At 71.1% G+C, this 14312-nt stretch carries 6 protein-coding genes; 3 read left to right on the top strand and 3 right to left on the bottom strand.

Annotation, left to right across the window (positions count from 1 at the left end; all coding sequences use genetic code 11):
- The first annotated feature begins 413 nt into the window (after positions 1 to 413).
- Positions 414 to 1976, top strand: a complete 1563-nt coding sequence (locus WME97_RS29790) for a hypothetical protein (protein WP_437542363.1) — start codon at positions 414 to 416, stop codon at positions 1974 to 1976.
- 33 nt (positions 1977 to 2009) lie between these two features.
- On the opposite strand, the gene WME97_RS29785 is transcribed toward WME97_RS29790, so the two are convergent.
- Positions 2010 to 2531 carry a hypothetical protein gene (locus WME97_RS29785; protein ID WP_437542362.1) on the bottom strand — a complete coding sequence of 174 codons (522 nt, stop codon included), beginning with the start codon at positions 2529 to 2531 and terminating at the stop codon, positions 2010 to 2012.
- 450 nt (positions 2532 to 2981) lie between these two features.
- Here WME97_RS29785 and WME97_RS29780 point away from each other — a divergent pair, with 450 nt between their 5' ends.
- Entirely contained in the window at positions 2982 to 7847 is a 4866-nt protein-coding gene (locus WME97_RS29780) for a hypothetical protein (RefSeq protein WP_437542361.1), read from the top strand.
- A gap of 492 nt (positions 7848 to 8339) precedes the next feature.
- Positions 8340 to 9470 carry a protein kinase domain-containing protein gene (locus tag WME97_RS29775; RefSeq protein WP_437542359.1) on the top strand — a complete coding sequence of 377 codons (1131 nt, stop codon included), beginning with the start codon at positions 8340 to 8342 and terminating at the stop codon, positions 9468 to 9470.
- A gap of 152 nt (positions 9471 to 9622) precedes the next feature.
- Here WME97_RS29775 and WME97_RS29770 read toward each other — a convergent pair whose 3' ends face one another.
- Entirely contained in the window at positions 9623 to 10870 is a 1248-nt protein-coding gene (locus WME97_RS29770; RefSeq protein ID WP_437542358.1) for a glycosyltransferase, read from the bottom strand.
- Positions 10871 to 11704: 834 nt separating this feature from the next.
- Entirely contained in the window at positions 11705 to 14155 is a 2451-nt protein-coding gene (locus WME97_RS29765; RefSeq protein WP_437542356.1) for a collagen-like triple helix repeat-containing protein, read from the bottom strand.
- Positions 14156 to 14312 lie beyond the last annotated feature (157 nt).

Raw genomic sequence — 14312 nt, 5'->3', positions numbered from 1 at the left:
CCGTGAGGCGCAACGCCACACAGGCCAGCAAGGCAAGCTCCGTGGCGATCTGTCTGAGGATGATTTGTCTGACTCCTTGGCTGAGCTGGTGATTCGCCTGACTCCGCGTCTGGCGAGAGCGCGCCTCGCCGGCTGAAGGCGGCTCATTGTGGCCATCGCCGGCCGGAGTCCGTGCTAGGGAGTCCTCCTCCAGCGACTCACCCTGCTGAGTTTGCATGGCAGGTGTCCTTGTTACTCGATGAGGGTCGGGTCTTCGTGTTCTGGCGTCCCGAGCCGCGCTTTCGCGCGCGCTGGGGACACCGGTATCCGCTTTGCTTCACGCCGTAGTGCCTGGTGCACGGCGCGCTTCGCCGTCGCGCGGAGCGGGCGCAGGCCGCCGCGACACCGCGTCTAGGTCTCCAAGTGGAGGTATCATGTCTCGTCTTCGTGTCTCCTCCGTGCTCCCCGTCGTGATCGCGATCGCTGCGTCGGGCGCCGGTTTCGCGGCCGGCTGCAGCGCGGAAGGCAAGCGGCTCACGTTCGATCTGACGACGGGCGGCAGCTCGCACGCCGGCGGGGCGGGCAGCGCCGGCGGGGCGGGGGGCGCCGACGTGGCGACCCCCCAGCCTGGCGACTCGGAAGGCTACGGCGGCTTCCTGGGCGATATCGATGGAGGGGCGCACGAGGGCTTGCCGGTGACGATCAACCCGTGCGGGAGCGCCTGCGGTCCGACGGAGCTGTGCGGCGTGGATGAGCTCGGCGTCGATCACGCCGGGCTGGACGACGACTGCAACGGGATGATCGACGAGAGCTGCGGGTGCATCGCCGGGCAGGCGCACTCCTGCTTCCGCGGCGATCCGTCGTACCGGCGCAGCCCGGGGTGCTTCCCCGGCACCCAGATCTGCGACGAGACGGGCACGTGGGGCCCCTGCGTCGGCGGCGTGCACGCGGACCAGGACTGCCACCGGAACGACGTGGCGGGCTGCCACCCGCTCCAGGCGGCGCCGTTCGCCACCGTCGATCTGAAGGAGGGCACCGGCTCGTTCAGCGAGGACGCGCGTCCGGACTCCGAGGTGTGGACGGTGACGTGCCCGCCGGGCGTGAACCCGTGCCCCTCGGTGGCCGGGCAGGGGCCGGCGGACGATTTCAAGCCGCTCCAGTCGGGCGAGTACACGGTCACGTACACGAAGACCCTGGAGAGCGGTGAGACCGCGAGCTGCGTTTACCCGCTGTTCGTCGGCGCCCGCGGCCTTCGCGTCGAGCTCGAGTGGGAGCACGAGCCGAGCAGCGTGGATATGGACCTCTACCTCCACAAGCCGGACAACATGCAGCCCTGGACGGTCGGCGGCTCCAGCGCCGCGTGCGGGTACGGGAACTGCACGCTCGACAGCCTCTCGGGCGGCTCGGCCATCACGTGGTTCAGCGACACGGCGACGCCCCCCGAGCCGGTGAACTGGTACCTGGATCCGGAGGAGACCAACAACAGCTGCTTCTACGCGCCTCGCGGGGTGGGGGACGACTGGCGCGACCACGGCAAGGGGTGCCACAGCCCGCGGCTCGATCTCGACAACATCTCCTGTGCCCACCGCACCACGGACCCGGACGACCCGACCTTCTGCGCGCCCGAGAACATCAACGTCGATTTCCCGCCCAAGGCCAGCTGGATGCGCATCGCCGTGCACTACTTCGGCGGCAGCGTGTCGTTCGACGTGCACCCGCGGATCAAGATCTACTGCAACGGCGAGCTCGGGGCCGACCTCGGGCCCACCGGTTTCTACGACCCCGAGGTGCCCGTCGCCTTCGTTCCGGAGGACTCGGGCGACAGGTTCTGGCTGGTCGCCGACGTGATCTTCCCCGAAGCGGGGGAGTGCGGGGGTGATACGTGCGTCGTCAGGCCGATCTACCGGGACGAGACCGTGAAGACGCCGTACCTCTCGACGGTCCGCGACGTCCGCAACGACTTCGGTCCGGCCTACCCCAGCCTGTCGCGGCCCTGACGGCGCGGCGCTGGCCGGCGGCGGGCGCGCCCCTCACGCCTCGACGCCGGCCCGCCTGAGGAAGGCGAGCGCGGGTCCGAGCGCGTACGCGGGCGCCCTGCCCAGGCGCAGCTGCTCCCCGGTCGACAGGTGGAGGAGCAGCCAGCGCGGCGCGAGGCCGGGCTCGTCGACGTCCGTGTCCGAGGCGGGCGGGGTCGAGACGCCGACGATCGCCTGGATCGGCAGGATCCGCCGGAAGCCACGGCCGTCCTGGATGAGCTCGTCGCGCTCGAAGTCGAGGCGGAACAGCCCGTGGAGCCGGCGGCGCCGGCGGACGGCGAGCAGCGCGGCGGCGGCGCCGGCGGTCCACGCCCCCGCGATGAAGAGGATGGGGAAGGGGGCCGCGCGCGCCGCCACGATGCCCGCCACGACGAGCGAGGCGACGAGCGCGAACGCGGCGACGCGACGGACGGCGAGGTCGAGGTCGTCGCCAGGGCACTCGCAGACGAGCACGGTGGGGCCTTGCGCCAGGATGGTGCCGTCGGTGTTCGAGAGCAGGACGTCTCCGTCAGGCACGGTGTTCCTCCCGATCGGGTGAGGTGGTCGAATACCGCAGCCTCGCGAGCGAGGCGAGGGGGCGGCCTGAGAGAAGGTCGCCCCGAGCCTCCGGGGGGCTACAGCGAACGACTGGAACAGCCGAGCCGCTGGCCGATTGGAACAGGCCATTTCCGTCCCAGCCCGGAGAGGCTCGGTGAAAAGGCGACAGTGGCCGTCAATCGCCTAACGCCCGGCGGCGCAGCGCGGCCGCGCGGGGAGCGGGGAGCGAGGCGAAAAGGCATCGAATGCCCCTGGATTGGCCAGGAATGGCGAGGGGGTGATGCGCGTGGTACGTGGTATGCCGCGGTGCCGGCGAGGGCGAGCAGGCCCGCCCCTCGCGCGACCGGGGCGGTCGTCGCGGCGACTCGGGTCGAGGTTCTCATGGGGGCATGCGCGCTCGGGACCGAGCTGCCAGAGGAGGACTCTGCGATGAGGTGGATTGTGAGACAGGCATTGCTCGCGGCAGCGGTGTGCTCGATCGCGGGCTGCGCCGAGGAGCGGCCGGCCATCAGCCAGGTTCAGGCGAACGCGCTGGCGAAATCGTTCTTCGTCGGCGCCGATCTGCAGAGCAGGGAGGACGATCCCGAGTTCTGGGCGCGGACCACGGTGGTCGACGTGGGCTACGGCGCCTCGCAGGACGGGCTCTTCTCCTCCTCGTACGCTCAGGCCGACGTCGCGCGCATCAAGTGGATCATCCAGGAAGACCTCCTGCTCGGGCGCCTCACCTACGAGCGCGTGAACGACAGCGACGGCAAGGGCGCCGGCGCCGCCACGGACGATGGCGTCGTGGTCGTCGCCTACAAGATCCTCTCCCACTTCGACGTCCAGCGCGATTACAACCGAGCGACGGGGGAAGAGAGCAACGTCGTCGTCGAAAATACGACCGACCGTCCATGGTACGAGCGCGAGTACATGCGGGTCGACTGGTCGAAGAACCTGAACGTGGACTCCTACGACTTCGACACGCTGTCGCTCATCGGCGTCTACGGCGGCGTGCAGTACGAGCCGCTCTCCTACTACGTCAGCGACCCGAGCCACCCCGACGCGCCCCATTTCGACGCCGAGGAGGGGTATTTCGACGTCACCAACAAGGCCTTCGCGGTGCCCCAGCTCGTCGATCTCAGCCACCTCGGGTGGGGCATCGACAGCTTCCCGGCCTGCATGCTCGACACGGACTTCGCGGGCGGCACCGCGCCGGTCGGATCGTGCAACCCCGTCGAGATCACCCTCCGGCAGTCGTTCCGGCGCGTCGTCGATCGGGACTACGAGCCGGCCGAGTGGGACGGCTACCGGTTCCGGGCGTTCGGCGCCTTCGTGCGAGAGCGCTTCGGCTACGCCCGCAACTACGGCATGAGCGACGCCAAGTGGCACCGCATGATCTCCCGTTACAACATCTGGGAACGCAGCCACTACTACGACGATCCGGAGAGCATGACGGGCGAGATCCCGTGCTTCACCCCCGAGACCACCCCCGCCGGCGCAGATCCGCACCGCGACCAGGACCGGAACGGGACCGAGGACGAGTGCGAGGCCGTCACAGGGGCCTCGATGGCCCGGGATGGCGGGATGGAGGCGGCGGGGCCCGGCTCGCGGTGCGACACCTTCAAGCAACGGTGCACCCTGCCTTACCAGCGGCGCGAGGCCGTGCCGCAGGCGTGGTACGTGACCTCGGACAGCAACCCCGACTATTTCGTCGCCACGGACATGGCAGCCCACGAGTGGGACGTCGCCCTGCGCAGCGCCGTCGTCACCGCCAAGTACGCCGAGTGCGTCCGGACGCAAGGGGACGCGGCGCGCTGCGGCGAGGCGTTCCCTGTCTACGACGGGCAGATGGACGATGACGCCGACGCCATCGCGCTCTCGCGCGAGGTCGACGCGTGCCGGCGCGGCGCAGCGCCCGGGGGGCAGCCCTGCGAGGCCGTCGCCGACGAGATCGGCGCGCGGCGCGGGTACTCGAGGGGCGTCATCGCGCTCGCGAAGATGCCCGAGATGATCGTGCTCTGTCACAGCCCCGTCGAGGCGGCCGACCCCGAGGCGTGCGGCGGTCCACGGCTCCCGGCGGGCGTGACCGCCAGGATGTGCAGCGACGAGCGCCGCAAGGAAGCAGGGCGGGACCCCGCGCTGATGAAGGCGTGCCGCGAGGCGCTGAACGCCCGGATCGGCGACCTGCGCTATCACCAGATCAACAACTTCGAGGCGCCGCAATCGCCCTCCGCCTGGGGCATCTACAGCGACTCGGAGGACCCGCTCACCGGCGAGAAGGTCGCGGCGAGCATCAATGTCTGGACGCACGTCAGTGACATCTGGAGCCAGGGCGTCGTGGACACGGCCCGCTACATCAAGGGAGAGCTCAAGACCGAAGACGTGACCGACGGCGATTACGTCCGGGACTGGGCGCAGGCGAGCGAGAGCGCGTCGAGGGGCGGCGCGCTGCCGCGGCTGACGCGGGAGGAGCTGGCGCGGCGGATCGCCCGGTCCGCCGGGGTGGACGAGGCGGCCGTGTCCGAGGGCACCGGCCAGATGGCGCAGAACCCGGCGCTGCGCGAGAGCCTCCGGCGGCTCTCGAAGGAGGTGCGCGGCATCGCGGCCGACGCCACGGCGCCCGACAGCATGCGCGGGGTCTACGAGGCGCGCCGCAGGGCCGCGGCGGGCACCGAGCTCGAGGCCGAGCTCACGACGAAGGCGATCCAGCAGCTCACCGGCGTCGAGGGGCTGCCGCTCACGGACGAGGTGATGCGCTTCGCGTCGCCGCTCCGAGGGGCGAACCCGAGCGTGCGGCGCGAGCTCGGGAACCTGAAGGAGATGGCGCTCGCCGAGCGCGGCGCGTGCGTGATGCACGAGGCGCCGGCGCCGCTCGCGACCGCCGACCTGGCGGACCTCCTCGAGGAGAAATTCGCGAGCAAGCACGGGCGCTTCGGCGAGGGGGACGCCGCGCAGAAGGCGCGGCGCGCCGAGGCCATGCGGCGCTATCTCGCGCAGCGGGCGCACACCTCGGTGATCCTCCACGAGATGGGCCACTCCGTCGGGCTGCGGCACAATTTCGTGAGCTCCTCCGACGCCTGGGGCTACCGGCCGCAGTACTGGCAGCTCCGCACGAGCAATGGACAGGTGAAGACGCCGTGCGAGACGCTCTCGGAGGACGGCGAGGCCTGCGTCGGGCCGAGGTATTACGACCCCATCACCGAGAACGAGCGCAAGAACCTGATCTGGATGTTCATGCAGTCGTCGACGATGGATTATGCCGGCGAGCCCACGCAGGACCTCATCGGGCTCGGCGCCTATGATTTCGCCGCGGCCCGCCTGTTCTACGGCGATGCCGTCGCCGTGCACGCCGACCCGAGCTACAAGGCGACCACCCCGCGCGGCAAGGGCGTGCTCGCGAAGATCGACGATTTCGGCGGCGTCCTCGGCATCCAGCCCGAGTACGACGACGAGGACATCCATTACTCCGAGCTGCAGAGCAAGTACGAGCTGATCGCGCCGCGCAGCTGCGTCGAGGTCGACGCGAGCGCGTTCGTGCCCTCGGACTGGGACGAGGAGCTGGACGGCGTCTGGCACCCCTTGCTCGACGGCCAGCTCGTGTCGATCGGCGGCAAGACCACGCGGTGCCGGCAGCAGAAGGTCGATTATGTCACCTGGCGCGCGCTGGAGACGCCGAGGGACGTGAAGGGGCCCTCGGTGGACCCGGCGGGGCGGACCCGCCTGCCCTACGGCTTCGCGACGGACCGGTGGGCCGACCTCGGCAACCTGAGCGTGTACCGGCACGACAACGGCGCGGACGCCTACGAGCTCTTCAATTTCTTCGTCACGCAGCAGGAGGTGAACCACATCTTCGACAACTACCGCCGCGGCCGGCAGGCCTTCAGCGTGCGCGCGGCGTCGGAGCGGACCCTGAACCGGTACAACGCGAAGATGCGCGACGGCGCGAAGGGCCTCGGGCTCATCATGAACATCTACCGCGAGTTCGCGCTGGACCGCGGCTACGATTTCGACACGTTCTGGGTCCAGGCCGCGAACAGCCTCTTCAAGGAGAACACGCTCGCGGCCGGGATCGCGTTCGATCACTTCTCGCTCCAGATGGCGCGCCCGCAGCCGGGGGAGCACTTCCTGCCGGACGGGGACGCCGTCCTCCGGTCATCGAACGATGTCTTCGGCGATCCAGGGGAACCGCTGGTGGTCGTCCCGAACGGCGCGACAGGCTATTTCGGTGACATCGCCGTCGGGGGCAAGCCGCTCGAGAACGCGCTCGCGGCGGACAAGGGCGAGTACGACTCGTCGTACACGATGAACGCGGGGGCCTATTACGACAAGGCGTGGGTGTCGATGCTGATGACCGAGTCGGTCGACAACTTCATCAGCGACTCGCGGCACGACTTCCTCGACGCGCGCTACCGGGCGGTCTCGCTCGCCGACGTCTTCCCAGAAGGGTACCGCCGCTGGCTCGCCAACAACCTCACGGGCGACGACGCCCTCAAGGGCGTGCGCGTCGAGGCAGACCAGCGCGGCCGGCCGGTCCGTGACGCGAGCGGGTATCCGGCCGGCGCGCTCGGCTGGACCTCGTGGTGGGCCGAGAGCGGGCCGGAGAGCTGCTTCCCCGCGGCCGGGAGCATCGTCTGCAGCTCCTATGGCGCGCCCGACAGCGCGCCGTGGAACCCGCGGGCCCCTTCCAAGGTCGCCATCCTCGACCCGCAGATCGGCTGGGAGCAGCAGAAGTTCCTCATCGCATGGACCCTGCTCTACCTGCCCGAGAACGAGAAGCAGAAGTGGCTGGACATGATGCACGTCTGGGAGGCCGGGGCGGACACCGATCCCGGCTTCCCGGACCGGATCGAGCTCCACCACCCGTCCGGGAAGGTGTTCGTGGCGAAGGCCTACGGGACCGAGACCGTCTTTGGCAAGGTCGTGCAGAAGGGCATCGGCGCGCGCGTCCTGGAGTACGGCAATGAGCTCCTGGCGAAGGCGTATGTCACCGAGCCGGGGCCCGACCTCGACGGCGACGGCAAGGCGGACTGGCACAAGGTGAAGCCGAACCCGGAGACCGGGCGGCCGATCGTGCGGTGGGATCCGACGATCGCCGCCATCGCGGACGACGGCGAGGTCCTGCGGGAAGGCGTGGACGGCTGCAAGGCGGACGCCGACGCGGACGACGACGATGTCAGCGATTTCTACAAGTGCACGTGCTCCTCGAACCGCGCTTGCGTCGCGCTCGAGAGCTACCTCTCGGTGCCCGCCTTCATCCGGCAAGCGCTGGCGGCGTTCAAGCTGGGTGACCCCACGATGAAGGGCCTCCACTGAGCCCGCGCCCTCGCGAGCGGGCCCGGCGCGGAGGACAGGAGGCCACGTCCGAGCACATCCGTTCCTGTCCGATTGCGGCCCCATGATTCCGAGCACATCCGAGCACATTCGAGGGCGGCCTCACGAGGATGAGACGGAGGCCGGGGGAGGCCACAATGGTCGGGGCATCTTGCCGCATGGGGCGATTCGCCCCACGCGGCCGCGCGTTCACCGCGGCGCTCCAGGTGTGCCGGCGTGGCTCGGGTTTTGCTGAACTTTTCCATGAAATGACGTGCTGCTGGATATCGCCCAGCCCATGCGGTTCCTGTCTCGATGACGCAGGACGGCCGGGCGGGTCGCGGTGCCGACGAGCTGCAACCCGGGCCTGCCGTCGTGGAGCGCGGATTCGATCGTAGCGCCGCCGCCAGGACACGGGAAACGCAGAGCAGAGTGGCTCTCCTGCGCCGCGAGCGCCGGGAGGGCCGCTGGCTCGAGGTACGGAGAGGACCAGCGATGGAGTTCGAGAATGTCACGCACGTCCAGAGAGCGCAGGCGCGGGTGGGAACGTCGCTCAACGGCGCGTGGCGGCTGGACGCGCTGATCGGCCTCGGCGGGATGGCGGCCGTCTATGCCGCGACGCACCGGAGGGGCCAGCGGGTCGCGATCAAGCTGCTGCACCCCGAGCGGGCGAGGGATCGGGGCGATCGCGCGCGGTTCCTCCGCGAGAAGGCCATCGCGCAGACCGTCGATCACCCGGGGGTCGCCGCGGTGATCGCGGACGACGTGACCGAGGATGGATGGCCGTTCCTCGTGATGGAGCTCCTCGAGGGAGAGAGCCTCCTCCAGCGATGGAAGGCGCAGAGGGGCCCGCTCCCGCCGGCCGAGGTCCTCTCCGTGAGCGAGCAGATCCTGGAGGTGCTCGCGGCCGCGCACGCGAGGGGCGTCGTTCACCGGGATCTGAAGCCTGACAACATCTTCCTCACGCGAGAGCGCGAGGTGAAGATCCTCGATTTCGGCATCGCGCGCCTGCGGGCCCCCTCGGGGCAAACCTCCCTCGTGGGGCTCCGCGCCATGGGCACGCCGGCGTACATGCCGCCCGAGCAGGCCCGCGCGCGCTGGGATCTCGTCGACGCGCGGACGGACCTCTGGGCGCTGGGCGCGACGATGTTCTCGCTGCTGACGGACCGATACGTCCAGGAGGCGCCGACCGTCAACGAGCTCTTCTTCCTGAGGATGACCTGCCCGATTCCGTCGCTCGCGCGGATCGCGCCGTCGATGCTTCCGGCCGTGGTGCGGGTGGTGGACCGCGCGCTCGAGTTCGCACAGGCGGATCGCTGGCCGGATGCGCGGTCGATGCTGGCCGCTGTGCGCGAGGCGCACGCCGCGCTCGCGCTCGCGCCACCCCGGAGCACGCTGGTGCCGCCACCCCGGAGCACGCTGGTGCCGCCGCCCCGGAGCACGCTGGCGCCGCCGCCCCGGAGCACGCTGGCGCCGGCGACGGACCTGCGCGACCTCGGCGCGCTGGACGAACGGCCGGCGTCGGGTCGTCCCCAGGCGCGGGTTTCCCGGGCGGCGGCGCTCTCGTCGCCGCCGTCGCTCGCGACGAACGCGCGCGCGCGCTCGACGCTCCCTCGCGCGCCGTGAAGCGGGCCGGAGGCAGCGACGGCCTGCCCCCGGCGGCGGGCGACGCGCTCGCCGCGCCGTTTGCGTTTCGCCCTGGGTGTGTGGAGCGTGGGGCGAGCCTGCGAGCAGCTTCGCCGGGGGATGGGGGGCGAGCCTGCGAGCAGCCCGCTGGGTTAGGCGTTCAGGCCTGCGAGCAGCTCGCTCGGCCGCAGCACGGCTCGCCGCTCCGACTCGCGCCGGGCGAGCAGGGTCTCGTAGATATCCATGTAGCTCGCCATCATGCGTTCGGCCGAGTAGCGCCGCAGCGCGAGCTTCCTTCCGCGCTTGCCCATCGCCGCGGACTGCACGGGATCCCCCTTGAGCGCGGCGAGCTTGGCGGCGAGCGCGCCCTCGTCGTCCGACGGCACGAGGAAGCCCGTCTCCCCGTCGGCGATCAGGGCGGGGATGCCACCCACGGCGGTCGAGACCACCGGCAACCCCGTGGCCATGGCCTCCACCATGGAGAGCGGCAGGCCCTCGGACTTCGACGACAGGACGAAGACGTCGCTCGCGGCGAGCAGCCCCGGCACGTCGTGCCGTTCGCCTGCGAAGACGACGCGGTCGCCGATGCCGAGCTCTTCGGCGAGGGCGCGCAGCGGGGCGGCTTCCGGCCCGTCTCCGACAAGGAGGAGGCGCGCGTTGTCCGCGTCGCCCGACAGGATCCCCGCGGCCGCGGCCGCGGCCGCGCGGAGCAGGAGCGCGTGGTTCTTGACCTGCGACAGGCGCCCGACGGCCCCGGCGACCCACGCGTCCTGGGGGATCCCGAGCTCGGCCCGGATGCGGTGCCGGGCCGCGGCGTCCGGCCTGAAACGGGAGAGGTCGATTCCATTCAAGATCACATGAAGCTTCGAGCTCGGCACCTCTTTGTGCGTCAGCATGAAGTCGGCCGTGGACTGCGACACGGCCACGTGCGCGTCGGCGAGCCTGGCGGCCATGTGCCGCAGCCACGCCCTGCGCCCCTGATCGAACATGGCGCCGTGCAGCGTGTGGCACACAGGCACACGGTGCAGCCGGCCTGCGGCCGTGGCGTAGATGAGCGGCAGCTGATTGTGCGAGTGCACGATCGAGACACCGTGCTTGGCGAAGAACGCCGCGAGCTTCCCGGGGAGCTTGAGGTCGAAGCCGGAGCGCTTCGGCAGCATGTGCACCGCGACGTCGCGCTCCCGGAGCTGCGCCGCGCGCGGCCCGTCGGGGTTCGTCTCGATGCCCACGACCATCACCTCATGTCCCGCGGCGCGCTGCAGCCCGGCCAGATCCACCACGACCTGCTCGGCGCCGCCCACCTGGAAGGAGTTCAGTACGTGCGCGATCACGAGGCGGTTGTGGCGTGCTCCGGTCATCGTCGCATGCTCGGTGGTCTTCATATCGTAATCTATGCTCATGGTTCCCCTCTGGGGTGCGCTTCGGGCGAATGTGGTCCGACCTGAGAGAAACCCCTCCTTCGTGTCCGCGTCCCGAGGGGGGCAAATTACCACAGCATCCACGAAGCGAGGAGATTTCTCGGTGTGTCTCCTCGATAGGCTGGGTACCGCTGGATTGACGTGAGGGGATGTCTTCATCGGCCCGTCCGCTGACTACGTGCAATCGCGCCTGTGGCAGATGGCAACAGCTGTGACAAACAGCGTCGAGGCGGCTTCACGCGCGTGCCAGGGCGGCTCTCCCTGATCCAGGACAGCAGCGATGCCACGCGGACATTCCGGCAGAAATGCCGGAAACCGCGCATTTTTTTCGGAGCGTGGAAGAGTGCGATATTCACACAGGCCACCGGTCAGGAATTCATGCGAAAAGCGTGCAAGCTGCCTCACGCGTGCCGGCGGGACATCTGCACCTCCGATGCCGCGACGGTGAGCGGTGTCGTCTTTTGTGGGTGAATGTGCGCGCGATGGTGTCCCTGGTGAACGCGGGCTGCTGAATCCGGCGCTGTACTGGCGGTGTAAGGGATTCAGGGGAGGGCTGCGACTGGGCCGGCGGCGTCGCTGGCCGTGCTCCTGGGGAGCACGGGCGGACCGCGGTGGTCTGTGCAGGCGGGGCGGCAGATGGGGGACGGTGCGGCGATGGCACGGTGCGCTGCGGTGCGGCGTGCGGCGTGTTGGGAGCACCGGTGAGGTGCGGAGCCAGCTGTCCCCCGCCCTCGCGGTCAGGGTGGACGGGCGGGGGACAGCTGCTCGAGAGATGGGCTCGTGCTCACGCGAGCATGGCCCGCCGGTCTTTCGGGATCAGCGCTCGGACAGCTCGGCGCACACGGCGAAGGTGGTCAGCGACACCGTCTGCGCCTTCTTGCCGAAGCCGCTCTCGAACACGGCGGTCGATGTCCAGCCCGCGCGGCCTTCGGTGGGGTCGAACGGCGAGTTCTCGACCACCCTGCTCGTCGCCTGGGCGCCGCCGGAGATCGAGAATCCGCCGCTGATCACGACTTCACCCGCGTCGCAGAGCGCCTTGACGTTGACGAACGCGCTCGTGGGCGACGCCTCGCGCGTCACGGAGACCACGTGGATCTTCACGAGCCCAGGCGTTCCGGCCGGCCCCTGGGGGCCACGCTCGCCCTTGGGTCCAGCGAGGCCCTGAGGACCGCGCGCGCCGTCGATGCCCTTGCTGCCCTGGAGACCCTGGAGACCGACGGTCCCCGCGGGGCCCGCGGGGCCGCGCTCGCCACGCTCGCCCTTGGGTCCGGCCGGCCCCTGGGGACCCGCCTCGCCCTTGGGTCCAGCGGGACCCTGCGGACCGCGCGCGCCGTCGGCGCCCTTGAGGCCCGGAGCGCCGTCAGCGCCCTTGAGGCCGTGAGCGCCGTCGGCGCCCTTGAGGCCCTGGAGACCCTGAGGACCGACGATGCCCGCGGGGCCGCGCTCGCCGCGCTCGCCCTTGGGTCCGGCCGGCCCCTGGGGACCCGCCTCGCCCTTGGGTCCCTGCGGACCGCGCGCGCCGTCAGCGCCCTTGAGGCCCGGAGCGCCGTCGGCGCCCTTGAGGCCCTGGAGGCCCTGAGGACCGACGAGCCCTGCGGGGCCCTGGAGGCCGCGCTCGCCGCGCTCGCCCTTGGGTCCCTGGGGACCGACCTCGCCCTTGGGTCCAGCGAGGCCCTGAGGACCGCGCGCGCCGTCAGCGCCCTTGAGGCCGTGAGCGCCGTCGGCGCCCTTGAGGCCCTGAGGACCGACGAGCCCTGCGGGGCCCTGGAGGCCGCGCTCGCCCTTGGGTCCCATGGGCCCCTGGGGACCGACCTCGCCCTTGGGTCCAGCGAGACCCTGAGGACCGCGCGCGCCGTCAGCGCCCTTGAGGCCCGGAGCGCCGTCGGCGCCCTTGAGGCCCTGGACGCCCTGAGGACCGACGTGCCCCGCGAGGCCCTGGGGGCCCGGCTCGCCACGCTCGCCCTTGGGCCCCGCCGGCCCCTGCGGACCGCGCGCGCCGTCAGCGCCCTTGAGGCCCTGCGGACCCATCTCGCCCTTGGGCCCCGCCGGCCCCTGCGGACCGCGCGCGCCGTCAGCGCCCTTGAGGCCCTGGGGACCCATCTCGCCCTTGGGTCCTACCGGTCCCTGGGGACCCATCTCGCCCTTGGGTCCTACCGGCCCCTGCAGACCACGCGCGCCGTCAGCGCCCTTGAGGCCCTGAGGGCCGATGAGCCCCGCCGGCCCCTGAGGACCCATCTCGCCCTTGGGCCCTTGCGGACCACGCGCGCCGTCAGCGCCCTTGAGGCCCTGAGGGCCGATGAGCCCCGCCGGCCCCTGAGGACCCATCTCGCCCTTGGGCCCTTGCGGACCACGCGCGCCGTCAGCGCCCTTGAGGCCCTGAGGACCGATGAGCCCCGCCGGCCCCTGAGGACCCCTCTCGCCCTTGGGACCCATGGATCCCGCGGGTCCCTGCGGACCGCGCGCGCCATCGACGCCCTTGAAGCCCTGGAGGCCCTGAGGACCGATGAGCCCCGCCGGCCCCTGAGGACCCATCTCGCCCTTGGGCCCTTGCGGACCGCGCGCGCCATCGACGCCCTTGAAGCCCTGGAGGCCCTGAGGACCGATGAGCCCCGCCAGCCCCTGAGGACCCATCTCGCCCTTGGGCCCTTGCGGACCGCGTGCGCCGTCGACGCCCTTGAAGCCCTGGAGGCCCTGGGGACCGATGAGCCCCGCGGCGCCTGCCGGCCCCTGAGGACCCATCTCGCCCTTGGGCCCTTGCGGACCCTGCGGACCGCGCGCGCCGTCGACGCCCTTGAAGCCCTGGGGACCGATGAGCCCCGCGGTGCCTGCCGGCCCTTGCGGGCCCGGCTCGCCGCGCTCGCCCTTGGGCCCTTGCGGACCGCGCGCGCCGTCGACGCCCTTGAAGCCCTGGAGGCCCTGGGGACCGATGAGCCCCGCGGTGCCTGCGGCGCCCGCCGGCCCCTGCGGGCCCGGCTCGCCGCGCTCGCCCTTGGGCCCCTGAGGACCGCGCTCGCCCTGCGGCCCAGCGGGCCCCCGCTGCCCCATGGGCCCCTGGGGACCACGCTCCCCCTTCTGATACTGCTGATACTGCTGTCCCACGAACCCCTTGCCCTTGCCGGGCACGTGGTGCCCGACCTCGTCGGACGCCCCGGCCTCCGCCTTGACGTCTCGCGAATCGCCGGCCCAGCTCGCGCCTGCGCTGGCCATCACCCCGGCAAACCCGGCGAGGATTCCAGCAGAAACCGCACTCGCTCGATACTTTCGCATGTGACTCCGCCTTTCTATCGATTCCGAGCTTCAATGCGCTCGATCCCGCAGACAGCCGCGTTCAGATGAGGTGGAGCCCAGCAGGCGAGTGATTCGGGCGAAGGCCGACTCCGGGACGGATCTCCGCCCGTGCCCCGCACCGACTTCTCGATGAGAG

The organism is Sorangium sp. So ce367, assembly GCF_051520455.1.
GTDB lineage: Bacteria > Myxococcota_A > Polyangia > Polyangiales > Polyangiaceae > Sorangium > Sorangium cellulosum_B.
The sequence above is the reverse complement of the archived record's forward strand: the minus strand, read 5'-3'. Positions and strand labels throughout refer to the sequence as shown.